This window comes from Pseudomonas sp. LFS044, from assembly GCF_047978245.1.
Classification (GTDB): Bacteria; Pseudomonadota; Gammaproteobacteria; order Pseudomonadales; family Pseudomonadaceae; genus Aquipseudomonas.
Genome location: NZ_JBFPFX010000022.1, coordinates 37809 through 61621 on the forward strand (window position 1 = coordinate 37809; position 23813 = coordinate 61621).

At 60.9% G+C, this 23813-nt stretch carries 22 protein-coding genes and 2 tRNA genes; 20 read left to right on the forward strand and 4 right to left on the reverse strand.

The features are described 5' to 3' along the window. Positions 1-90 precede the first annotated feature (90 nt). Positions 91-573, reverse strand: a complete 483-nt coding sequence (smpB, locus tag ACNQPL_RS18435) for an SsrA-binding protein SmpB (protein ID WP_012312633.1) — start codon at positions 571-573, stop codon at positions 91-93. Between the two features lie 163 nt (positions 574-736). Between smpB and ACNQPL_RS18440 the strand changes: the two genes are divergently transcribed. After that, positions 737-1171 (forward strand): type II toxin-antitoxin system RatA family toxin, encoded by a 435-nt coding sequence (locus ACNQPL_RS18440; RefSeq protein WP_416467514.1) that lies wholly within the window; start codon positions 737-739, stop codon positions 1169-1171. A 67-nt stretch (positions 1172-1238) separates the two neighbouring features. On the opposite strand, the gene ACNQPL_RS18445 is transcribed toward ACNQPL_RS18440, so the two are convergent. Beyond that, on the reverse strand, positions 1239-1775 hold the full coding sequence (locus ACNQPL_RS18445; protein WP_416467515.1) for an outer membrane protein assembly factor BamE: 537 nt from the start codon (positions 1773-1775) through the stop codon (positions 1239-1241). A gap of 97 nt (positions 1776-1872) precedes the next feature. Between ACNQPL_RS18445 and fur the strand changes: the two genes are divergently transcribed. After that, on the forward strand, positions 1873-2277 hold the full coding sequence (gene fur / locus ACNQPL_RS18450; RefSeq protein ID WP_346615319.1) for a ferric iron uptake transcriptional regulator: 405 nt from the start codon (positions 1873-1875) through the stop codon (positions 2275-2277). Positions 2278-2507: 230 nt separating this feature from the next. Here fur and recN read toward each other — a convergent pair whose 3' ends face one another. Continuing rightward, positions 2508-4181 (reverse strand): DNA repair protein RecN, encoded by a 1674-nt coding sequence (gene recN / locus ACNQPL_RS18455; RefSeq protein WP_416467517.1) that lies wholly within the window; start codon positions 4179-4181, stop codon positions 2508-2510. 172 nt (positions 4182-4353) lie between these two features. Here recN and grpE point away from each other — a divergent pair, with 172 nt between their 5' ends. The 8 genes from grpE to ACNQPL_RS18495 all read left to right on the forward strand — a co-directional run bounded on the left by grpE (position 4354) and on the right by ACNQPL_RS18495 (position 14788). Beyond that, the gene (gene grpE, locus ACNQPL_RS18460) at positions 4354-4926 is read left to right on the forward strand and encodes a nucleotide exchange factor GrpE (protein WP_346615359.1); all 573 of its coding nucleotides are present in this window, start codon (positions 4354-4356) and stop codon (positions 4924-4926) included. A 102-nt stretch (positions 4927-5028) separates the two neighbouring features. Then, on the forward strand, positions 5029-6954 hold the full coding sequence (gene dnaK, locus ACNQPL_RS18465) for a molecular chaperone DnaK (RefSeq protein ID WP_346615321.1): 1926 nt from the start codon (positions 5029-5031) through the stop codon (positions 6952-6954). A 197-nt stretch (positions 6955-7151) separates the two neighbouring features. Next, positions 7152-8276, forward strand: coding sequence for a molecular chaperone DnaJ (dnaJ, locus tag ACNQPL_RS18470; protein ID WP_346615322.1), 1125 nt, complete (start codon positions 7152-7154; stop codon positions 8274-8276). A gap of 13 nt (positions 8277-8289) precedes the next feature. Further along, entirely contained in the window at positions 8290-9093 is an 804-nt protein-coding gene (gene dapB / locus ACNQPL_RS18475) for a 4-hydroxy-tetrahydrodipicolinate reductase (RefSeq protein ID WP_346615323.1), read from the forward strand. A gap of 324 nt (positions 9094-9417) precedes the next feature. Continuing rightward, positions 9418-10554, forward strand: coding sequence for a glutamine-hydrolyzing carbamoyl-phosphate synthase small subunit (gene carA, locus ACNQPL_RS18480; RefSeq protein WP_241803855.1), 1137 nt, complete (start codon positions 9418-9420; stop codon positions 10552-10554). Between the two features lie 106 nt (positions 10555-10660). After that, entirely contained in the window at positions 10661-13882 is a 3222-nt protein-coding gene (carB, locus tag ACNQPL_RS18485) for a carbamoyl-phosphate synthase large subunit (RefSeq protein WP_346615325.1), read from the forward strand. After that, positions 13879-14361, forward strand: a complete 483-nt coding sequence (greA, locus tag ACNQPL_RS18490) for a transcription elongation factor GreA (protein ID WP_346615326.1) — start codon at positions 13879-13881, stop codon at positions 14359-14361. Before carB ends, greA begins: the two co-directional genes overlap by 4 nt. Further along, positions 14339-14788 carry an MFS transporter gene (locus ACNQPL_RS18495; protein WP_346615327.1) on the forward strand — a complete coding sequence of 150 codons (450 nt, stop codon included), beginning with the start codon at positions 14339-14341 and terminating at the stop codon, positions 14786-14788. The genes greA and ACNQPL_RS18495 overlap by 23 nt, the downstream gene beginning before the upstream one ends. A 12-nt stretch (positions 14789-14800) precedes the next feature. Here the strand turns inward: ACNQPL_RS18495 and ACNQPL_RS18500 are convergent, their stop codons facing one another. After that, the gene (locus ACNQPL_RS18500) at positions 14801-15109 is read right to left on the reverse strand and encodes a YhbY family RNA-binding protein (RefSeq protein ID WP_027595032.1); all 309 of its coding nucleotides are present in this window, start codon (positions 15107-15109) and stop codon (positions 14801-14803) included. 102 nt (positions 15110-15211) lie between these two features. On the opposite strand from ACNQPL_RS18500, the gene rlmE reads away from it, so the two are divergent. The 10 genes from rlmE (at position 15212) to nusA (ending at position 23795) form a co-directional block, all read left to right on the forward strand. Next, a complete protein-coding gene (rlmE, locus tag ACNQPL_RS18505; RefSeq protein WP_258703328.1) occupies positions 15212-15838 on the forward strand; it encodes a 23S rRNA (uridine(2552)-2'-O)-methyltransferase RlmE in 627 nt (208 codons plus the stop codon). A gap of 203 nt (positions 15839-16041) precedes the next feature. Continuing rightward, entirely contained in the window at positions 16042-17946 is a 1905-nt protein-coding gene (gene ftsH, locus ACNQPL_RS18510) for an ATP-dependent zinc metalloprotease FtsH (protein WP_416467518.1), read from the forward strand. 8 nt (positions 17947-17954) lie between these two features. Beyond that, on the forward strand, positions 17955-18806 hold the full coding sequence (folP, locus tag ACNQPL_RS18515) for a dihydropteroate synthase (RefSeq protein ID WP_416467519.1): 852 nt from the start codon (positions 17955-17957) through the stop codon (positions 18804-18806). A 16-nt stretch (positions 18807-18822) separates the two neighbouring features. Beyond that, complete coding sequence (glmM, locus tag ACNQPL_RS18520; RefSeq protein WP_346615330.1) at positions 18823-20163, forward strand: phosphoglucosamine mutase; 1341 nt, start codon at positions 18823-18825, stop codon at positions 20161-20163. A gap of 66 nt (positions 20164-20229) precedes the next feature. Then, on the forward strand, positions 20230-20985 hold the full coding sequence (gene tpiA / locus ACNQPL_RS18525) for a triose-phosphate isomerase (protein ID WP_416467520.1): 756 nt from the start codon (positions 20230-20232) through the stop codon (positions 20983-20985). A gap of 4 nt (positions 20986-20989) precedes the next feature. Next, entirely contained in the window at positions 20990-21382 is a 393-nt protein-coding gene (gene secG / locus ACNQPL_RS18530; protein ID WP_346615332.1) for a preprotein translocase subunit SecG, read from the forward strand. 21 nt (positions 21383-21403) lie between these two features. Continuing rightward, positions 21404-21489: transfer RNA gene (locus ACNQPL_RS18535), tRNA-Leu, on the forward strand. Between the two features lie 99 nt (positions 21490-21588). Further along, positions 21589-21665: transfer RNA gene (locus ACNQPL_RS18540), tRNA-Met, on the forward strand. A 130-nt stretch (positions 21666-21795) separates the two neighbouring features. Further along, complete coding sequence (gene rimP, locus ACNQPL_RS18545) at positions 21796-22254, forward strand: ribosome maturation factor RimP (protein WP_033702568.1); 459 nt, start codon at positions 21796-21798, stop codon at positions 22252-22254. A 59-nt stretch (positions 22255-22313) separates the two neighbouring features. Next, complete coding sequence (nusA, locus tag ACNQPL_RS18550; RefSeq protein WP_346615333.1) at positions 22314-23795, forward strand: transcription termination factor NusA; 1482 nt, start codon at positions 22314-22316, stop codon at positions 23793-23795. Positions 23796-23813 lie beyond the last annotated feature (18 nt).

A 23813-nucleotide genomic window follows, 5' to 3' on the forward strand; every position in this document is an offset into this window, starting at 1 on the left:
CAAGCCCGCTCCCACAATGTTCGAGCTCGACCCGGTCACTGTGGGAGCTGGCTTGCCCCGCGAAGAGGCCCGCATGAGCAACAGAAAGGCTTAGTCTTCCTTGCCCTTGTTGCGCACGGCCCGCTGCAGCTCGCGGTTGGAATCGCGTTCGCGCACGGTGTCGCGCTTGTCGAATTCCTTCTTGCCCTTGCCAAGCGCGATCTCGCACTTGATCAGGTGCTTGCTCCAGTACAGCGCCAGGGCCACACAGGTGTAGCCCTTCTGCGCCACCGCCGCTTCCACCCGTTCGAGCTCGCGCTTGTTCAGCAGCAGCTTGCGCGAGCGGATGGGGTCGGCGATGACGTGGGTGCTGGCGGTCGTCAGCGGGGTGATGTGGCTGCCGAACAGCCAGGCTTCGCCATCCTTGAGCAGCACGTAGCTGTCGGTCAGGTGCGCCTTGCCGGCCCGCAGGCTTTTTACTTCCCAACCGGACAGGACCAGCCCGGCCTCGAACTTGTGTTCGATGAAGTAATCGTGTCGCGCCTTCTTGTTTTGCGCGATGGTCCCGGTCGGATGTTTCTTTTGTTTAGCCATAGGGGCGGCATTATAGGCAACTCACCGCGTGATCGGCTACGGGATTTAGGCGAGCTTGAGCCACTGCAATGAATACCGGACAATACAGGCCCTGTCTTACGCACAGAACTTGTTTTCGGCATGCTGCGAAGCACCGCCACCCAGCCTTGGAAGTGACGCCTGGATGACTACCCATATTCAACGCTCCGCCCTGCTGCCGTACCCTGCCCAGGCGCTCTACGATCTGGTCAACGATGTGGCCAGCTACCCGAATTTCCTGCCCTGGTGCTCGGCTTCGACCGTGATCGAGGCCAGTGACACGCACATGCGCGCAAAGCTGGAAGTGGCCAAAGGCGGCATGAGCCAGCATTTTGTGACCAGCAATGTGCTGGTGCCGGGGCAGTCGATCGAGATGAACCTGGAGGAAGGGCCGTTTACCCAGCTGCATGGCGTGTGGGTATTCAAGCCGCTGGGTGAGAAGGCCTGCAAGATCAGCCTGGACCTGTCCTTCGACTATGCCGGGCCGATCGTGCGGGCCACCTTGGGGCCGCTGTTCAACCAGGCAGCCAATACCCTGGTGGACGCCTTCTGCCAGCGAGCCAAACAGCTCTACAGCTGATTGCTGTTTACCTCGCGCCCACAAAAAAGCCCGGGCCATGGCCCGGGCTTTTTCATGTCGCCTGCATTTACTGCGGCGAAGTATCCAGTGGAGCGGGGGTTGGCACCGGTGTCGTCTCGATGGTGTCGATCTCGCGCTGGATGGATTCTTCCACCGAGCCCGGCTTGGCAGGTTTCTCTGCCGGCTGCGGCGCTTGCTGCTCTGGCTGCGTGTCTGGGCTTACCGTGGTGTCGCTGCTGCCACCGAGGATTTCCTGGTCGCGGCTGACGCCTGGCATGAAGTCCCCGGACAGGCTGACCAGCTGGTCGCTGTCATTGAAGAAGATGCTCATGCGCTCCTGCTGGCGTTTGCCGCCACCAGGCTGCAAGCTGTACAGGTAATCCCAGCGATTGGTGTTGAACGTATCCTGGAGCAGCGGGTTGCCCATGATAAACCTTACTTGCCGACGGGTCATTCCGGGGCGTAATTGGTCTATCATGTCTTGCGTAACGACATTGCCCTGCTGGATGTCGATTTTGTAAACCCCGGGAAACGAGCAACCGGCGAGTGCGAGCAGTCCCACGAAGGTGAGGCTGGTTAGCAAGTGCTTGGTGTTGTTTTGCATCGGTGGGCGACTTCCACTATCTTGGCTGGACAACGTAAACCCCGATCATACCCGTATTAAGAGAAGCTGCGAAGCAGCATCGGCGAGAAAGCTGACCATGGTTGAAAATAGCGAATTGCGCAAAGCCGGTCTCAAGGTGACACTGCCTCGAGTCAAGATCCTTCAGATGCTCGATTCGACCGAGCAACGTCACATGAGCGCCGAGGATGTCTACAAGGCGCTGATGGAGGCTGGCGAGGACGTCGGTCTGGCAACCGTCTATCGCGTACTGACCCAGTTCGAGGCTGCTGGTCTGGTGGTACGCCACAACTTCGACGGCGGTCACGCGGTGTTCGAGCTGGCAGACGGCGGTCACCACGACCATATGGTCGACATGGAGACTAACGAAGTCATCGAGTTCATGGACTCCGAAATCGAACGGCGCCAAAAGGAAATCGTGGCCGAGCATGGCTACGAGCTGGTGGACCACAATCTGGTCCTCTATGTGCGCAAGAAAAAGTAACGATTTCGATCGTTATGAATAGCAAAGGCGACCCTGGGGTCGCCTTTGTGCTTTCTGTTTGGGCAGAAAATGTTGTGGGGGCTGTGCCGGCCTCATCGCGGGCAAGCCCGCTCCTACAGGTCCTGTGCAGGTTTCAATCCCTGTGGGGTACCTGTTTCTGTCCGAGTTTCAAGGCCAGAGGGGTACCTGTGGGAGCCGGCTTGCCAGCGATGAGGCCTGAGAGGGCAACATCAGGCCTTGCCGCTGACCACCATCTTGCGCGCATGCGCCAACGATTCTTTGGTCAGGTCGATGCCGCCCAGCATGCGCGCCACTTCTTCGACGCGCTCGCGCTTGCCCAGGTTGGCCACGGCAGTGTGGGTGGTGTCGCTGTTGCGCACCTTGTGCACGAACAAGTGGTGATGGCCCTGCGCCGCAACCTGCGGCAGGTGGGTCACGGTCAGCACCTGGCCGCGCTCACCCAGCCGACGCAGCAGCTGGCCGACGATTTCGGCAGTAGGGCCGCCAATACCCACATCGACTTCGTCGAATACCAGCGTAGGAATGCGCGAGGTTTGCGCGGTGATGACCTGGATGGCCAGGCTGATGCGTGACAGCTCGCCGCCCGAGGCCACTTTGGCCAAGCCCTTGAGCGGCTGCCCCGGGTTTGCACTGACCAGTAGCTCGATCTGCTCCAGCCCATGTGGCGACAGGTCGTTGCCTTCATTGGGCGTGAGTTCGATGCAGAAGCGCCCCCCTGGCATGCCCAGGCGCTGAATCTCCTGCTCCACGGCAATCGCCAGCTGCTGTGCAGCCTGCTGGCGCAAAGCGCTCAGCTCGATAGCCCGTTCCTTGTAATGCTGCGCAAAGGCGGCCAGTTCTTCGCCCAGGCGCTCAATCGACTCGTCGCTGGCATTCAGCCCTTCGATCTCCTCCATCAACTGCTGCTGCAGGTGGGGCAGTTCGGTTGGGTGTACACGGTGTTTGCGCGCCAGGGTATAGATGGTGTCGAGGCGCTCTTCCAGGGCCTGCAGGCGCATGGGGTCGGCATCGAAGTTATCTAGGAAGCGATTCAGCTCGCCGACCGCTTCTTCTATCTGGATCTGTGCGCTGGCGATCAGGTTGGACGCCTCGCCCAGCGCCTTGGGCGTGTTGCTGGCGGCGCCCAGGCGATTGAGGCTGGTAGTGAGGGCGGCGAGCACATTGCCCGAGTCGCTCTCGCTGCACTGGTCGATGACCTGGCGGCAGATGCCGAACAGGGCCTCGGCGTTGGTCAGGTTCTTGTGTTCCTGCTCCAACTGCTCGAGTTCGTTTTCACCCAGGCCGAGGTTGTCCAGCTCTTCCAGTTGATAGCTGAGCAGCTGGTGGCGGGCGCGTTGCTCGTCACCGGAGTTGGTCAGCCGCTCCAGTTCCAGGCGGGTCTGGTTCCAGCGCTTGGCCGCCAGTTGCACCTGGCGGGCCAGGTCGATGGCGCCGGCGTACTCGTCGAGCAGGCGGCGGTGGGTGTCGGTCTTGAGCAGCGACTGGTGTTCGTGCTGGCTGTGGATGTCGATCAGCAGCTCGCCCAGTGCCTTCAGGTCGCCCAGCGGGCAGGGCGTGCCATTGATATAGCCACGGCTGCGGCCCTCGGCAGTGATGACCCGGCGCAGGATGCACAGGCCTTCGTTGGCCAGGTCGCGCTCGGCCAACCAGGTGTGAGCTTCGGGGATGTCCACCAGGTCGAAGGTGGCCAGGATGTCGGCCTTGTCGGCGCCAGGGCGCACCACGCCGCTGTCGGCCCGGTCGCCGAGGGTAAGGCCGAGGGCGTCGAGCATGATCGATTTGCCAGCGCCGGTCTCGCCGGTAATGACGGACATGCCGCGGGCGAGTTCGAGGTCGAGGTGTTCGACGATGGCGTAGTTATGAATGGACAGGTGCACCAGCATGGGGGCCGCTCCCGAGGGTTGGGTCTGGTTATTTATACAGTACTTTTTTCTGCCCTGCCAATGCCTGCTGGCGGATTTTGCCTGCACCCTGAAAAGCGCCTTGCCCCTTGAAGCTGGTTTTTCCGGCCCCATATAGCCCGCAGACACGGCGAGCTTTGCTCGTACAACAGAAATTGCGGAGGAGAGACCCATGGCTGACGAACAGCTGAAAGACCAAGACCTTAACCCCGAAGAGGCCGGTGCAGTGGATAACGGCGCCCGCGTTCAGGAGCTCGAGGAGCAGCTGGCCGCCGCCAAGGATCAAGCCCTGCGTGTCGCCGCTGACGCGCAGAACAGCATTCGTCGCGCTGAGCAGGAAGTCGACAAGGCCCGCAAGTTCGCCCTCGAGAAGTTCTCGGGCGACCTGCTGCCGGTGATCGACAGCCTGGAGATGGCCCTGACCCATCTCGACCCTGCTGACGAACAGGTCAAGAACACCCGTGAAGGTGTCGAGCTGACCCTGAAGATGTTCCAGGACACCCTCAAGCGCTACAACCTCGAAGCCATCGACCCGCACGGCCAGCCGTTCAACGCCGATCATCACCAGGCGATGGCCATGCAGGAAAGCGCCGAAGTCGAGCCGAACAGCGTGCTCAACGTGTTCCAGAAGGGCTACCTGCTCAACGGCCGCCTGCTGCGCCCCGCCATGGTGGTGGTCAGCAAGGCGCCGAGCGCGGCGCAACCTTCGATCGATGAGAAGGCTTGAAATCCACCGGGGCATCCCCATCTAGGTGTCAAGCCTTCAAGTATTACTGCAGTTGGCCAAAAGTAGTCGCTGCTACCAAATTCAAGTTTCGGGAGAGTTAACATGGGTAAAATCATCGGTATCGACCTGGGGACCACCAACTCGTGCGTCTCCATTCTGGAAAACGGTAACGTCAAGGTCATCGAAAACGCCGAAGGCGCGCGTACTACCCCTTCGATCGTGGCCTACGCCAACGATGGCGAAATCCTGGTAGGTCAGTCGGCCAAGCGCCAGGCTGTGACCAACCCGCACAACACGCTGTTCGCAGTGAAGCGCCTGATTGGCCGCCGCTTCGAAGAAGACGTCGTGCAGAAAGACATCAAGCTGGTGCCGTACAAGATCGTCAAGGCGAACAACGGTGACGCCTGGGTCGAGGCTGCTGGCAAGGAAATGGCTCCGCCGCAAATCAGCGCCGAAGTCCTGAAAAAAATGAAGAAGACCGCCGAAGACTACCTCGGCGAGCCCGTCACCGAAGCGGTCATCACCGTTCCGGCCTACTTCAACGACAGCCAGCGTCAGGCCACCAAAGACGCCGGCCGCATCGCTGGCCTGGACGTAAAACGCATCATCAACGAACCGACTGCCGCTGCACTGGCGTACGGCATGGACAAGGCCAAGGGCGACCACACCGTCATCGTTTATGACCTGGGTGGTGGTACCTTCGACGTTTCGGTCATCGAAATCGCCGAAGTCGACGGTGAGCACCAGTTCGAAGTACTGGCCACCAACGGCGACACCTTCCTGGGTGGTGAAGACTTCGACATGCGCCTGATCGACTACCTCGTCGACGAGTTCAAGAAAGAGTCGGGCATGGACCTGAAGAACGATCCACTGGCCCTGCAGCGTCTGAAAGAAGCTGCTGAAAAAGCCAAGATCGAGCTGTCGTCCGCTCAGTCGACCGATGTCAACCTGCCGTACATCACTGCAGATGCCACCGGTCCTAAGCACCTGAACGTGAAGATCTCCCGCTCCAAGCTGGAAGCGCTGGTCGAGGACCTGGTCAAGCGTACCATCGAGCCTTGCCGCATCGCGCTGAAGGACGCCGGTATCGACGCCAGCAAGATCGACGACGTGATCCTGGTTGGCGGTCAGACCCGTATGCCGCTGGTGCAGAAAGAAGTTGCCGATTTCTTCGGTAAAGAAGCGCGTAAAGACGTCAACCCGGACGAAGCCGTTGCCATGGGTGCTGCCATCCAGGGCGCCGTTCTGGCCGGTGACGTAAAAGACGTACTGCTGCTGGACGTCAGCCCGCTGACCCTGGGTATCGAAACCATGGGTGGCGTGATGACCGCCCTGATCGAGAAGAACACCACCATCCCGACCAAGAAGTCGCAGGTGTTCTCGACTGCCGATGACAACCAGGGCGCCGTGACCATTCACGTGCTGCAGGGCGAGCGTAAGCAAGCTGCGCAGAACAAGTCGCTGGGCAAGTTCGACCTGGCTGACATCCCGCCAGCACCGCGTGGTGTTCCGCAGATCGAAGTGACCTTTGACATCGACGCCAACGGCATCCTGCACGTCGGCGCGAAAGACAAGGCCACCGGTAAGGCTCAGTCGATCGTGATCAAGGCCAACTCCGGCCTGTCGGACGAAGAAGTCGAGCGCATGGTGCGTGACGCCGAGGCCAACGCCGAGGAAGACCGCAAGTTCGAAGAGCTGGCTGCTGCCCGTAACCAGGGTGACGCGCTGGTTCACTCGACCCGCAAGATGGTTGTCGACGCAGGTGACAAGGTCACTGCCGAAGAAAAAACCGCCATCGAAGCGGCCGTGGTTGCCCTGGAAGCCGCTGTCAAAGGCGACGACAAGGCTGCCATCGAGGCCAAGGTCGAAGAGCTGTCCAAGGTCTCCGCACCGGTAGCCCAGAAGATGTACGCCGAGCAATCGGCCGAACAGCCTCAGGGCGGCGCTCAGCAAGCCGAGCCGGAAGCCAAGCACGATGACGTGGTTGACGCTGAGTTCGAAGAAGTCAAAGGCGACGACAAGAAGTAATCGTTGCATGTTGTCGGCCAGCTCACCGGCCTTTGTCGGTGAGCTGGTAGGATGTCGCCGCGCGGGGGCTTGCTCCCGCGTTGGCGTATCTGGAATTCGAGAATTTTTACAGTGTTTGTCTGGGCCATTCGTGGTGTGCAGGCAGGTGCTGATGGCGCGGCGCGGATGCCTGACGCCCAACAAGGTGCAAATGACCTATGTCCAAGCGTGATTATTATGAGGTCCTGGGTGTCGAGCGCGGCGCCAGTGAAGCAGACCTGAAGAAGGCCTATCGTCGACTGGCGATGAAGTTCCACCCGGACCGCAACCCCGGTGATAAAGAGTCGGAAGACAAGTTCAAGGAGGCCAACGAGGCCTACGAAGTGCTGTCTGACGCCAGCAAGCGTGCCGCGTTCGACCAGTATGGTCACGCTGGCGTCGACCCAAGCATGGGTGGCGGTGGTGCTGGCTTCGGCGGCGCCAACTTCTCCGACATCTTTGGCGATGTGTTCAGTGACTTCTTCGGCGGTGGCCGGGGCGGTGGTCGTGGTGGTGCCGCACGCGGCAGCGACCTGCGCTACACCCTGGAGCTGAACCTGGAAGAAGCGGTGCGCGGCACAACGGTCAGTATCCGTGTGCCGACACTGGTCAACTGCCAGCCGTGCGACGGCAGTGGTGCGAAAAAGGGCTCGACCCCGTCCACTTGCCCAACCTGCGGCGGTATCGGCCAGGTGCGCATGCAGCAGGGCTTCTTCTCGGTGCAGCAAACCTGCCCGCGCTGCCATGGCCAGGGCAAGATCATCACCGACCCTTGCAACGCGTGCCATGGCGAAGGCCGTGTCGAGGAATACAAGACCCTGTCGGTCAAGGTGCCGGCGGGCGTCGATACCGGCGACCGCATTCGCCTGTCTGGCGAAGGCGAGGCGGGCACCCATGGTGGCCCGACCGGCGACCTGTATGTGGTCATCAACGTGCGCGAGCACGAGATCTTCCAGCGTGACGGCAAGCACCTGTATTGCGAAGTGCCGATCAGCTACACCGACGCTGCCCTGGGTGGCGAGCTGGAAGTGCCGACCCTGGATGGCCGTGTAAAGCTGAAAATCCCGGAAGGCACCCAAACCGGCAAGCAGTTCCGCCTGCGTGGCAAGGGTGTGGCGCCGGTGCGTGGCGGTGGTGCGGGTGACCTGCTGTGCCGCGTGGCAGTGGAAACCCCGGTCAACCTCAGCCGTCGCCAGCGCGAACTGCTCGAAGAGCTGCGTGATTCGCTCGAAGGCGACAGCTCCCATTCGCCCAAGGCCAATGGTTGGTTCGATGGCGTGAAGCGCTTCTTCGGCGACCTCTGACAAGGAAATAGCTATGCGACGTATTGCAGTGATGGGCGCGGCGGGGCGGATGGGCAAGACCCTGATCGAAGCTGTGCAGCAAACCCCGGGTGCCGGGCTGACCGCGGCGATCGATCGCCCGGACAGCTCGCTGGTCGGGGCTGATGCCGGCGAGCTGGCGGCCCTGGGCCGCATCGGCGTGCTGTTGTCGGATGACCTGGCCAAGGTGGCCGACGACTTCGACGTGCTGATCGACTTCACTCACCCTTCGGTGACCTTGAAGAACCTGGCGTTCTGCCGCAAGCACGGCAAGGCGATGATCATCGGCACCACCGGGTTCAGCGTCGAAGAGAAGCAGCTGCTGGCCGAGGCGGGCAAGGATATTCCGATCGTCTTCGCCGCCAACTTCAGCGTCGGCGTGAACCTCAGCCTCAAGTTGCTGGACATGGCAGCGCGCGTGCTGGGCGATGAGGTCGACATCGAGATCATCGAGGCGCACCACCGGCACAAGGTCGATGCCCCGTCGGGTACTGCGCTGCGCATGGGTGAAGTGGTTGCCAATGCGCTGGGCCGTGACCTGCAGGAAGTGGCGGTGTATGGCCGCGAAGGCCAGACCGGCGCGCGTGATCGCAAGACCATCGGCTTCGCCACTGTGCGTGCCGGCGATGTGGTGGGTGATCACACCGTGCTGTTCGCTGCCGAAGGCGAGCGGCTGGAAATCACGCACAAGGCGTCCAGCCGCATGACCTTCGCCAAGGGCGCTGTGCGTGCGGCGCTGTGGCTGGATGGGCGTGAGGCTGGCTTGTACGACATGCAGGATGTGCTGGAGCTGCGCTGACGCTTGCAGCGATTGTGATGGCCCTATCGCCGGCAAGGCGGCTCCCACAGGGGCGTGCAAACCTTCGGGTGGGTGCATTACCTGTGGGAGCCGGCTTGCCGGCGATGGGGTGCAAGGCACCCCCTGTCGCAATCATGTGTTTTAGAGGCACATATACGGTAGACCCAAAACGCACTTTTCTGTAAGCTACAGCTTTAGTGTGTCCACTAAAAGCGCGCAGCGAATTGAATTCAGCACATGAAAGCGGGGTGACGTGTCCATACGTCACTCCGCTTTTTTGCAACCTGCGATCGCCCTTTCATGCTTGATTTACGGGAGGTCTTCTTGACAAAGCCAGCCATACTCGCCCTTGCCGACGGCAGTATTTTTCGCGGTGAAGCCATTGGTGCCGACGGTCAGACCGTTGGTGAGGTGGTATTCAACACCGCTATGACCGGCTACCAGGAAATCCTTACAGACCCTTCCTACGCGCAGCAAATCGTTACCCTGACCTATCCGCACATCGGCAACACCGGCACCACGCCGGAAGACGCCGAATCGAACCGTGTCTGGTCCGCTGGCCTGGTCATCCGTGACCTGCCGCTGCTGGCCAGCAACTGGCGTAACACCCAGTCGCTGCCTGACTACCTGAAGGCCAACAATGTCGTCGCCATCGCTGGCATCGACACTCGCCGCCTGACCCGTATCCTGCGTGAAAAGGGCGCCCAGAACGGCTGCATCCTCGCCGGTGACAACATCAGCGAAGAAGCCGCCATCGCCGCTGCCCGTGCCTTCCCAGGCCTGAAGGGCATGGACCTGGCCAAGGTCGTTTCCACCAAAGAGCGCTACGAGTGGCGCTCCAGCGTGTGGGAGCTGAAAACCGACAGCCACCCGACCCTCGAAGCTTCCGAGCTGCCGTACCACGTGGTCGCCTTCGACTACGGCGTCAAGCTGAACATCCTGCGCATGCTGGTCGCCCGTGGCTGCCGCGTGACCGTGGTGCCTGCCCAAACCCCGGCCAGCGAAGTGCTCGCGCTCAACCCCGATGGCGTGTTCCTGTCCAACGGCCCGGGTGACCCCGAGCCATGCGACTACGCCATCCAGGCGATCAAAGAGATCCTCGAAACCGAGATCCCGGTGTTCGGCATCTGCCTCGGCCACCAGCTGCTGGCCCTGGCCTCCGGCGCCAAGACCGTGAAGATGGGCCACGGCCACCACGGCGCCAACCACCCGGTCCAGGACCTGGACACCGGCGTGGTCATGATCACCAGCCAGAACCACGGCTTCGCCGTCGACGAAGCTACCCTGCCGGGCAACGTCCGCGCCATCCACAAGTCGCTGTTCGACGGTACCCTGCAGGGCATCGAGCGCACCGACAAGAGCGCGTTCAGCTTCCAGGGCCACCCTGAAGCGAGCCCAGGCCCGACCGACGTCGCGCCACTGTTCGATCGTTTCACCGATGCCATGGCCAAGCGCCGCTGAGCATCCTGCATCAAGGCCCCGGGCCGGCTTGCGCCGCGCCCGGAAGCGCCTGACCCAGATTGTTCAAGACGGCTTGCCGACTGACCCGCGGATTTGAGTGACAACCATGCCAAAACGTACAGACATCAAAAGCATCCTGATTCTCGGCGCTGGCCCGATCGTGATCGGCCAGGCCTGCGAATTCGACTACTCCGGCGCCCAGGCTTGCAAAGCCCTGCGCGAGGAAGGTTTCCGCGTCATCCTGGTGAACTCCAACCCGGCCACCATCATGACCGACCCGGCCATGGCCGACGCCACCTACATCGAGCCGATCAAGTGGCAGTCGGTGGCCAAGATCATCGAGAAAGAGCGCCCGGACGCCGTGCTGCCTACCATGGGTGGCCAGACCGCGCTGAACTGCGCCCTGGACCTGGAGCGCCATGGCGTTCTGGAGAAGTTCGGCGTAGAGATGATCGGTGCCAACGCCGACACCATCGACAAGGCTGAAGACCGTTCGCGCTTCGACAAGGCGATGAAGGACATCGGCCTGGAGTGCCCGCGCTCCGGTATCGCCCACAGCATGGAAGAGGCCAACGCGGTCCTCGAGAAGCTTGGCTTCCCGTGCATCATTCGCCCGTCGTTCACCATGGGCGGCACCGGTGGCGGTATTGCTTACAACCGTGAAGAATTCGAAGAAATCTGCACCCGCGGTCTGGACCTGTCGCCGACCAAAGAGCTGCTGATCGACGAATCGCTGATCGGCTGGAAAGAGTACGAGATGGAAGTGGTCCGCGACAAAAAGGACAACTGCATCATCGTCTGCTCGATCGAAAACTTCGACCCGATGGGCGTGCACACCGGCGACTCGATCACCGTTGCCCCGGCGCAGACCCTGACCGACAAGGAATACCAGATCATGCGCAACGCCTCGCTGGCGGTGCTGCGTGAAATCGGTGTTGAAACCGGCGGTTCCAACGTGCAGTTCGGTATCTGCCCGGACACCGGCCGCATGGTCGTCATCGAGATGAACCCGCGTGTATCGCGTTCGTCCGCCCTGGCCTCCAAGGCTACCGGCTTCCCGATCGCCAAGATCGCCGCCAAGCTGGCCATTGGTTACACCCTCGACGAGCTGCAGAACGACATCACCGGCGGCCGCACCCCAGCGTCCTTCGAGCCGTCGATCGACTACGTCGTCACCAAGCTGCCGCGCTTTGCCTTCGAGAAATTCCCGAAAGCCGACGCCCGCCTGACCACCCAGATGAAGTCCGTGGGTGAAGTCATGGCCATCGGCCGTACCTTCCAGGAGTCCCTGCAGAAAGCCCTGCGCGGCCTGGAAGTCGGTGCCTGCGGTCTGGACCCGAAAGTCGACCTGGCCAGCCCCGATGCCGCCAGCATCCTCAAGCGCGAACTGACCGTGCCGGGTGCCGAGCGTATCTGGTACGTGGCCGACGCCATGCGTTCGGGCATGACCTGCGAAGAAATCTTCGCCCTGACCGGCATCGATATGTGGTTCCTGGTGCAGATGGAAGATCTGATCAAGGAAGAAGAGAAGGTCAAGACCCTGGCCCTGTCGGCCATCGACAAGGACTACATGCTGCGCCTCAAGCGCAAGGGCTTCTCGGACCAGCGCCTGGCCAAACTGCTCGGCATCACCGACAAGAACCTGCGCCGTCACCGTCACAAGCTGGAAGTGTTCCCGGTCTACAAGCGCGTCGATACCTGCGCCGCCGAGTTCGCCACCGACACCGCCTACCTGTATTCGACCTACGAGGAAGAGTGCGAGGCCAACCCGTCGACCCGCGACAAGATCATGATCCTGGGTGGTGGCCCTAACCGTATCGGCCAAGGCATCGAGTTCGACTACTGCTGCGTACACGCGGCCCTGGCGCTGCGTGAAGATGGTTACGAGACCATCATGGTCAACTGCAACCCGGAGACCGTCTCCACCGACTACGACACGTCCGACCGTCTCTACTTCGAGCCGCTGACCCTGGAAGACGTGCTGGAAGTCTGCCGCGTCGAGAAGCCGAAGGGCGTCATCGTCCACTACGGCGGCCAGACCCCGCTGAAACTGGCTCGCGCGCTGGAAGAAGCCGGCGTACCGATCATCGGTACCAGCCCGGACGCCATCGACCGTGCCGAAGACCGTGAGCGCTTCCAGCAGATGGTTCAGCGCCTGAACCTGCTGCAGCCGCCAAACGCTACCGTGCGCAGCGAAGACGAAGCCATCCGTGCCGCTGGCAGCATCGGTTACCCGCTGGTGGTGCGCCCGTCCTACGTACTGGGCGGCCGCGCGATGGAAATCGTCTACGAACTGGACGAGCTCAAGCGCTACCTGCGTGAAGCCGTACAGGTGTCCAATGACAGCCCGGTATTGCTCGACCACTTCCTCAACTGCGCCATCGAGATGGACGTTGATGCGGTCTGCGACGGTACCGACGTGGTCATCGGCGCAATCATGCAGCACATCGAACAGGCCGGCGTTCACTCCGGTGACTCGGCGTGCTCGCTGCCGCCTTACTCGCTGAGCAAGGAAGTGCAGGACGAAGTCCGTGTACAGGTGTCGAAAATGGCCCTGGAGCTGGGCGTTGTCGGCCTGATGAACGTGCAGCTGGCCCTGCAGGGCGACAAGATCTACGTGATCGAAGTCAACCCGCGCGCCTCGCGTACCGTACCGTTCGTTTCCAAGTGCATCGGCACTTCCCTGGCGATGATCGCTGCCCGCGTCATGGCTGGCAAAACCCTGAAAGAACTGGGCTTCACCAAGGAAATCATCCCGAACTTCTACAGCGTCAAGGAAGCCGTCTTCCCGTTCGCCAAGTTCCCAGGGGTTGACCCGATCCTCGGCCCTGAGATGAAATCGACCGGTGAAGTCATGGGTGTCGGTGACAGCTTCGGTGAAGCGTTCGCCAAGGCCCAGATGGGTGCCAGCGAAGTGCTGCCGACCGGCGGTACCGCGTTCATCAGCGTACGTGACGACGACAAGCCACAAGTGGCTGGCGTTGCCCGTGACCTGATCGCCCTGGGCTTCGAAGTGGTTGCTACTGCAGGTACCGCCAAGGTTATCGAAGCGGCCGGCCTGAAAGTGCGCCGCGTGAACAAAGTGACCGAAGGTCGTCCGCACGTGGTAGACATGATCAAGAACGACGAAGTGTCGCTGATCATCAACACCACCGAAGGGCGCCAGTCGATCGCCGATTCCTACTCGATTCGTCGCAATGCGCTGCAGCACAAGATCTACTGCACCACGACCATTGCGGCAGGTGAAGCCATCTGCGAAGCGCTGAAATTCGGCCCTGAAAAGACCGTTCGTCGCTTGCAGGATCTGCATGCAGGACTTGAAGCATGAGCATTACCAAATACCCGATGACCGTCCAGGGCGCTCGCGCCCTGGAAGAGGAGCACCTGTTCCTGAGCAAGACCGAGCGCCCGCGCCTGAGCCAGGCGATTGGTGAAGCGCGCGAACTGGGTGACCTCAAGGAAAACGCCGAATACCATGCCGCCCGTGAAGAGCAGGGCATGGTCGAGGCTCGTATCCGTGATATCGAAGGCCGCCTGCAGAACTCGGTGGTGATCGACGTGACCACCATCCCCCATACTGGCAAGGTCATCTTCGGCACCACCGTGGAGCTGGCCAACACCGAAACCGACGAGCGTGTGAAGTACCAGATCGTTGGTGAGGACGAGGCCAATATCAAGCTCGGCAAACTTTCGGCCAGCGCGCCGATTGCCCGTGCCATCATCGGCAAGGAAGAGGGCGACGTCGTCGTCATCAAGACGCCAAGCGGCACGGTCGAGTACGAGATTGTCGAAGTCCAGCACATCTGACAGGCGCCTTCGGGCGCCATCCCTCGAGGGGATCCTCTGGCAGCTGGCCCAGGTGTTCTGGGTCGGCGGCCTGTGGGTGTTCCACGTGGGGTTGGTGCCGGCGCTCAAGGTCAGTGGCCTGGCACCGTTGCTGGTGCAGGACATCGCCGGGCAGATCGACCGCTGGTTGATTGGCGTGGCGCTGTTAGGGTTGCTTACCCAATTGGCCGTGCTGGCGAGGGTGGATGGCCTGGCGGCCTGGTGGCGGCAATTTCGTGGCCAGATGCTGCTGCTGGGTTTTGCAGCCTGTGTGGGGTATTACACCTTGCGCTACGGCATTTCGGTCGGCGAGCGCTGGCAGATGTTCTGTTTCCTGGTGCTGGGTTTTTCCGGCATCGTGCTGGTGGCCCAACCGGTACCGGTCAGGGCGCGCAAGGCGCGCCACTGATCGGCGTCACCGTTACTTGAAACGGTGGATGTTGGACAGCTGCTTGTTCGGCTGCGGGTTCTTGCGGTAGATCAGCGCTTTCTTGCCGATGGTCTGCACCAGCTCGGCGCGGCCCACCTTGCACAGCTCGGCAATGGCGGCGGCACGTTCTTCACGATCTTCGGAGCGAATCTCGACCTTGATCAGCTCATGATCGGCGAGCGCACGCTCCAATTCGGCGGCCACGCCTTCGTTCACACCGTTGCCAGCAACGATCAGGACCGGCTTCAGGTCATGACCAATGGACTTGTATTGCTTCTTCTGCTCGTTATTGAGCGGCATAATCTGACCCTTTCCGTCTGATTCTGTAAAATTGACAGGCATTTTACCCGAGGGCCCCTGGCTCCGCCCAGTCAATCACGACGCATATCATCGAGGTGCCCCGTGGTACAACGTTCCAAAAGCAGCGCCAACTGGCTGCGAGAGCATTTTAACGACCCTTTTGTTAAGCAAGCGCAGAAGGATGGCTACCGCTCGCGCGCGAGCTACAAACTGCTGGAGATTCAGGAGAAAGACCGCCTGATCCGTCCTGGCATGAGCGTCATCGACCTGGGCGCAGCCCCGGGCGGCTGGTCGCAGGTGACCAGTCGTCTGATTGGTGGCCAAGGCCGCCTGATCGCTTCCGACATTCTGGAAATGGACTCGATCCCTGACGTTACCTTCATTCAGGGCGACTTCACCCAGGATGAAGTGCTGCAACAGATCCTCGACGCCGTCGGTGATTCGCACGTAGACCTTGTGATTTCCGACATGGCCCCCAATATGAGTGGTACGCCCGAGGTGGACATGCCGCGTGCCATGTTCCTGTGCGAACTGGCATTGGACCTGGCAACCCGCGTGCTCAAGCCGGGTGGTGACTTCCTCATCAAGATTTTCCAGGGCGAAGGCTTCGACATGTACCTGAAGGATGTGCGCACCAAGTTCGACAAGGTGCAGATGCGCAAGCCGTCCTCATCGCGAGATCGCTCGCGTGAGCAGTACCTGCTGGGCAAAGGTTTCAAAGGCGTGTGAAAGGCGTGCCACGGGGTGGCCGATAGTTATTTCCAATCGGCTACCCCGTCAGGATCGTCCGAACTTCGTGTAGTCTAGGTTTCACAAAGGGTTACAGACGGTGCCTGCGGATGCGTAGGTAATGTAGTAAGTTAGGGCGATGAATATCATGCGAGGCACGGCTGCGTCGTGCGCCGGCCTCAGAGGGTAGCGAATTGAACGACATGGCAAAGAATCTGATCCTGTGGTTGATCATCGCAGCTGTCCTGGTGACAGTGATGAACAACTTCTCCAGCCCTAACGAGCCGCAGACCCTCAACTACTCCGACTTCATCCAGCAGGTCAAGGATGGCAAGGTCGAGCGTGTGACCGTCGACGGCTACATCATTACCGGCAAGCGCGCCGACGGCGACAGCTTCAAGACGGTTCGCCCGGCCATTACCGACAACGGCCTGATCGGCGACCTGGTCGACAACCATGTGGTCGTCGAAGGCAAGCAGCCCGAGCAGCAGAGCATCTGGACTCAACTGCTGGTGGCGAGCTTCCCGATCCTGGTGATCATCGCCGTGTTCATGTTCTTCATGCGCCAGATGCAAGGTGGCGCAGGCGGCAAGGGCGGGCCGATGAGCTTCGGCAAGAGCAAGGCGCGGCTGCTGTCCGAAGACCAGGTAAAAACCACCCTGGCCGACGTTGCAGGTTGCGACGAAGCCAAGGAAGAGGTTGGCGAGCTGGTCGAATTCCTGCGTGACCCGGGCAAGTTCCAGCGCCTGGGTGGCCGCATCCCGCGTGGCGTGCTGATGGTCGGCCCGCCGGGTACCGGTAAGACCCTGCTGGCCAAGGCCATCGCCGGTGAAGCCAAGGTACCGTTCTTCACCATTTCCGGTTCGGACTTCGTCGAGATGTTCGTCGGCGTCGGCGCCAGCCGTGTGCGCGACATGTTCGAGCAGGCCAAGAAGCACGCGCCATGCATCATCTTCATCGACGAGATCGACGCCGTGGGTCGCCACCGTGGCGCCGGCATGGGCGGCGGTCACGACGAGCGTGAGCAGACCCTCAACCAGTTGCTGGTAGAGATGGACGGCTTCGAAATGAACGATGGCATCATCGTCATCGCCGCCACCAACCGTCCGGACGTACTGGACCCTGCGCTGCTGCGCCCAGGCCGCTTCGACCGCCAGGTGGTGGTTGGCCTGCCGGACATTCGCGGCCGTGAGCAGATCCTCAAGGTGCACATGCGCAAAGTGCCGATTAGCGACAACGTCAACCCGGCTGTCATTGCCCGTGGTACCCCTGGCTTCTCCGGTGCCGACCTGGCCAACCTGGTCAACGAGGCTTCGCTTTTCGCAGCGCGCTCCAACAAGCGCCTGGTCGAAATGAAAGAGTTCGAGCTGGCCAAGGACAAGATCATGATGGGCGCCGAGCGCAAGACCATGGTCATGTCCGAGAAAGAAAAGAAAAACACCGCCTACCACGAAGCTGGCCACGCCATCGTCGGTCGCCTGGTGCCTGAGCACGACCCGGTGTACAAGGTGTCGATCATCCCGCGCGGTCGCGCGCTGGGCGTGACCATGTTCCTGCCCGAGGAAGACCGCTACAGCCTGTCCAAGCGCGCGCTGATCAGCCAGATCTGCTCGCTGTACGGTGGCCGTATCGCCGAAGAAATGACCTTGGGCTTCGACGGTGTCACTACGGGTGCGTCCAACGACATCATGCGCGCCAGCCAGCTCGCCCGGAACATGGTCACCAAGTGGGGCCTGTCGGAAAAACTCGGCCCGCTGATGTATGCGGAAGAAGAGGGTGAGGTGTTCCTCGGCCGCAGTGCTGGCAGCCAGCACGCCAGCGTGTCCGGCGAGACCGCCAAGCTGATCGACTCCGAGGTGCGCAGCATCATCGACCAGTGCTACGCCACCGCCAAGCAGCTGCTGATCGACAACCGCGACAAGCTCGAAGCGATGACCGAAGCGCTGATGAAGTACGAGACCATCGATGCCGACCAGATCGACGACATCATGGCTGGTCGTACGCCACGCGAACCGCGTGACTGGGATGACGACAAGAACTCGGGCACCCCGACTGCCCAGAATGATCGTCCAGAATCGCCGATTGGCGGCCCAGCGGCTCAACTCTAAGGGCATCTATGAGCTCGAAGCTGTACCCGACCCGGTTGCCTTGCGGCAACCGGGTTCTTGATTTGTCCCGTACCCATGTCATGGGTATTCTCAATATCACCCCCGACTCCTTTTCCGATGGTGGTCGCTTCAGCCAGCGCGATGAGGCGTTGCGCCATGCCGAGGCCATGGTCGCGGCCGGTGCGACTCTGATCGACATTGGTGGCGAGTCGACTCGCCCCGGTGCGCGTGCAGTGTCGGTAACCGAGGAGCTCGAACGGGTTGCGCCGATGGTCGAGGCCATCAACGCCCGCCTCGACGTGGTCATCTCGGTCGATACCTCTACGCCTGCGGTGATGCGCGAGTCAGCCCGGCTGGGTGCCGGCCTGATCAACGATGTGCGTGCACTGGAACGCGATGGCGCGCTGGACGCGGCAGCGGCTACCGGTTTGCCGGTGTGCCTGATGCACATGCGCGGCGAGCCCGGGAACATGCAGGATGACCCGCATTACGAGGATGTGACCGCCGACGTAACGCGGTATCTTGAGCAACGGATGGCCGCTTGCGCAGCAGCGGGCATCGGTGCGGATCGCATCATTCTCGACCCGGGCTTCGGGTTCGCCAAGACCCTGGCGCACAACCTGAGCCTGTTCAAACACATGGAAGCGCTCTATCGCCTGGGGCGCCCGCTGCTGGTGGGCGTTTCACGCAAGAGCATGATCGGCCTGACGCTGGACCGTCCGGTCGGTGAGCGGCTGTATGGCAGCCTGGCGCTGGCGGCATTGGCCATGACCAAGGGGGCCAGTATTCTGCGCGTCCATGATGTGGCCGAAACTGCCGATGTAGTGCGCATGATCGCTGCGGTACAGAACGCCGAATAAGAACATTGGAGTCCCTATGAGCAGAAAATACTTTGGTACCGACGGCATCCGTGGCCGCGTCGGCGAATACCCGATCACCCCTGACTTCATGCTGAAGCTGGGTTGGGCGGCGGGCATGGCCTTCCGCAAGCAGGGCAACTGCCGCGTGCTGGTGGGCAAGGACACGCGTATCTCCGGGTACATGTTCGAGTCCGCACTCGAGGCCGGCCTGTCCGCGGCGGGTGCCGACGTGATGCTGCTCGGGCCGATGCCAACCCCGGCCATTGCCTACCTCACGCGCACCTTCCATGCCGAGGCAGGTATCGTCATCAGTGCCTCGCACAACCCGCACGATGACAACGGCATCAAGTTCTTCTCAGGCCAGGGCACCAAGCTGCCGGACGAAGTCGAGCTGATGATCGAAGAGCTGCTTGACCAGCCCATGACGGTGGTCGAGTCGAGCAAGCTGGGCAAAGTGTCGCGGATCAATGACGCTGCCGGCCGCTACATCGAATTCTGCAAGAGCAGCGTGCCTACCAGCACCAGCTTCGATGGCCTCAAGCTGGTGGTCGACTGCGCCCATGGCGCCACCTACAAGGTCGCGCCGAGCGTGTTCCGCGAGCTGGGTGCCGATGTAACCGTACTGCATGCGCAGCCTGATGGCCTGAACATCAACGAAAGTTGCGGTTCAACCCATATCGAGTCGCTGCAGGCGGCGGTACTGGTCGGCCACGCCGACCTGGGCATCGCCTTCGATGGCGATGGCGACCGCGTGCTGATGGTTGACCATACCGGTGCCATTGTCGACGGCGACGAGTTGCTGTTCATCATCGCCCGTGACCTTCACGAGCGTGGCAAGTTGCAGGGCGGTGTGGTGGGTACGCTGATGAGCAACCTGGGCCTGGAGCTCGCGCTCAAGGACCTGGATATTCCGTTCGTGCGGGCCAAGGTAGGCGATCGCTACGTCATGGCCGAGCTGCTCGAGCGCAACTGGCTGGTGGGTGGCGAAAACTCCGGGCACGTGGTGTGCTGCAACCACACCACCACCGGTGATGCGATTATTGCCGCCCTGCAGGTGCTGCTGGCCTTGAGGCGCCGCGGTGAGACCCTGGCACAGGCCCGTCAGGCCCTGCGCAAGTGCCCGCAGGTGCTGATCAACGTGCGCTTCGGCGCAAGCAAGGTCGACCCGCTGGAGCACCCAGCGGTGCAGGAGGCCAGTGCCAAGGCTACCGAGGACATGGCGGGGCGTGGGCGTGTGCTGTTGCGCAAGTCCGGCACCGAGCCGCTGGTCCGGGTGATGGTCGAAGGTGACGACGAAAGCCAGGTGCGCACGCACGCCGAAGCCCTGGCCAAGCTGGTCGCTGAAGTTTGTATCTGAATTGGGCTTGCCAGCGCAGATCGGGTTGGGTAAGATCTGCGCCCACTTTGACCGACGAGGTAAAGCATGCGTCGCCCTATGGTAGCTGGTAACTGGAAGATGCACGGTAACCGCGCCAGCGTCGCTGAGCTGACTCAAGGCTTGGGCAAAATGCTCATTCCCGAAGGTGTCGAAGTTGCGGTGTTCCCACCGGCCCTGTTCATCAATGAAGTCATTGATGGCCTGAAAGGCAAAGGGATCGCCGTTGGAGCCCAGAATTCTGCAGTAATGCCCGAACAGGGTGCGCTGACCGGTGAAATTGCACCGAGTCAGTTGGCTGAAGTAGGCTGCAAGTTGGTGTTGATTGGCCACTCTGAGCGTCGCCAGATTATCGGCGAACGTGAAGAAGTGCTGAATGACAAGTTTGCAGCCGCTCAGAAAAGTGGTTTGACGCCAGTGCTCTGTATAGGGGAAACTCTCGCAGAGCGCGAAGCAGGCAAGACGCTAGAAGTTGTAGAGCGTCAACTAAGCAGTGTTATCGACGCGTTCGGTATTGCCGCTTTTGCCAATGCAGTCATTGCCTATGAGCCTGTATGGGCCATCGGTACAGGTTTGACGGCCTCGCCGCAGCAGGCTCAGGATGTGCACGCCGCCATCCGCAAGCAGTTGGCAGCGAAGGACGCCGAAGTTGCAGAAAATGTGCAGCTTCTCTACGGCGGTAGCGTGAAGGCGGCCAATGCGGCCGAACTGTTCGGCATGCCGGATATTGATGGGGGGCTCATTGGTGGAGCATCCCTGAACGCAGACGAATTCGGTGCAATTTGTCGCGCCGCAGGAAACTGAACAAATGCTGGAAACAGTCATCGTTGTTTTTCATCTGTTGGCAGCGCTGTCGCTTGTAGTGCTGGTTCTGTTGCAACAGGGTAAAGGTGCGGAAGCAGGTGCATCTTTCGGCGCAGGTGCTTCAAATACTGTGTTCGGAAGCCAAGGTTCTGCTACCTTCCTGAGTAAATTTACTGCTATACTTGCTGCCACTTTCTTTCTGACAGCACTTGGGTTAGGATACTTCGCCAAGCAACAAGCTCACCAGTTGAGCGAGGCGGGACTTCCAGATCCAGCGGTGTTGGAAGTGCAAAAGCCAAAGCCGGCAGTAAATGATGATGTACCGGTGCTCCAGGAGCAGAAGAGCGAAACCACCCACGCTGGTGATGTACCTCCTCCAACCGAAGAGCAGAAGTAACGGGTTTCAAGAAGTAGTATTGCCGAGGTGGTGGAATTGGTAGACACGCAACCTTGAGGTGGTTGTGCCCATAGGGTGTAGGGGTTCGAGTCCCCTTCTCGGTACCAATTGAAGCAAGAGAGCCCGCTTTATGCGGGCTTTCTTGTAGGTGGAGGTCGGATTGACCCAGCAACGGGTTCGGTCTTATACTTTCGCCCCAGCTTTGTCGCGGGGTGGAGCAGCTTGGTAGCTCGTCGGGCTCATAACCCGAAGGTCGTTGGTTCAAATCCAGCCCCCGCAACCAGCTTCAGCGGAGCCCCTTTTCAGGGGCTTTTTGCTAGCCGAACAGTTATCGGCGTCGTTGTCCAACGGCGCTTTCAGGGATGGGCGCTTCGCCCATTTTTCATTTGCACAGCATGCACGAGGGGGTTCAGGTGTCGAGCAAGCTAGAACAGTTGCAGGCCTTGTTGGCCCCGGTGGTCACGGGGCTGGGCTTCGAATGCTGGGGGATTGAATTCGTCTCCCAAGGCAAGCATTCGGTACTACGTGTCTACATCGACAAGGAAGGCGGGATTCTGGTGGACGACTGTGCTGAAGTCAGCCGTCAGGTCAGCAGCGTTCTCGATGTGGAAGATCCGATCAGCTCTGAATATACCCTAGAGGTTTCTTCTCCTGGCATGGAACGCCCGCTGTTCACGCTCGAACAGTTTGCCTCGCATGCCGGCGAACAAGTGAAGATCAAGCTGCGCTCACCCTTCGAGGGTCGTCGTAACTTCCAGGGCCTTCTCCGCGGTGTGGAGGAGCAGGATGTGGTGGTCCAGGTGGACGATCAAGAGTTCCTGTTGCCGATCGACTCGATCGACAAGGCCAATATTATTCCCAGTTTTGACTGAGACGTGCCGGGCCCGGCGGACTATCCGGGCCCAATGGCTTGCGCAAGGCGAGGCGTACGATGAGCAAAGAAGTACTGCTGGTTGTTGAATCGGTATCCAACGAAAAAGGTGTACCGCCCGGCGTCATTTTCGAAGCGCTGGAAGTGGCCCTGGCTACTGCAACCAAAAAACGTTTTGAAGACGAAGTCGATCTGCGTGTGGAAATCAACCGCCACACCGGTAGCTACGAGACCTTCCGTCGCTGGACAGTTGTCGACGAAGCCGATCTGGACGATCCGGCTATCGAGACCTGGCTGGCCAAGATTCACGAGACCCACCCTGAAGCCAAGGTAGGTGACGTGATCGAAGAGAAGATCGAGTCCATCGAATTCGGTCGTATCGCCGCCCAGACCGCCAAGCAGGTCATCGTGCAGAAGGTCCGCGAGGCCGAGCGCGCCCAGGTGGTTGACGCTTACCGCGAACGCGTTGGCGAGATCATCTCGGGTACCGTCAAAAAGGTCACTCGCGACAACGTCATCGTCGACCTGGGCAACAACGCCGAGGCGCTGCTGGCCCGCGAAGACATCATTCCACGTGAGACCTTCCGTGTTGGCGTGCGCTTGCGTGCGCTGCTCAAGGAAATCCGCACCGAGAACCGCGGCCCGCAGCTGATCCTGTCGCGTACCGCGCCACAGATGCTGATCGAGCTGTTCCGCATCGAAGTGCCGGAAATCGCTGAAGGCCTCATCGAAGTCATGGCCGCCTCCCGTGATCCGGGGTCGCGTGCCAAGATCGCCGTCCGCTCCAAGGACAAGCGTATCGATCCGCAAGGTGCCTGTATCGGCATGCGTGGTTCGCGCGTCCAGGCCGTATCCGGAGAGTTGGGTGGTGAGCGTGTGGATATCGTCCTGTGGGACGATAACCCGGCGCAATTTGTCATCAACGCCATGTCGCCGGCCGAAGTCGCGGCGATCATCGTTGATGAAGATGCCCATGCAATGGACATCGCCGTTGCCGAGGACAACCTGGCCCAGGCCATTGGCCGTGGTGGTCAGAACGTTCGCCTTGCCAGTCAGCTGACTGGCTGGACCCTGAACGTGATGACCGAGAAGGACATCCAGGCCAAGCAGCAGGCAGAAACCGGTGACATCCTGCGCAATTTCATCGATGAACTGGAAGTCGACGAGGAGCTGGCCCAAGTGCTGGTCGACGAAGGCTTTACCAGCCTCGAAGAAATTGCCTACGTACCGTTGGAAGAAATGCTCAACATCGATGGCTTTGACGAAGATATCGTCAATGAGCTCCGCGCTCGAGCCAAGGACCGTTTGTTGACCAAGGCCATCGCTACCGAAGAAAAACTGGCAGACGCCCATCCGGCCGAAGACCTGCTCTCCCTTGAGGGCATGGACAAGGACCTGGCGGCGGAACTGGCGGTGCGCGGCGTGGTTAACCGCGAAGACCTGGCCGAGCAGTCGATTGACGACCTGCTCGACATCGACGGCATCGACGAAGAGCGTGCCGGCAAGTTGATCATGGCCGCCCGAGCCCACTGGTTCGAGTAATTAGGCGCGGCCTGAGGA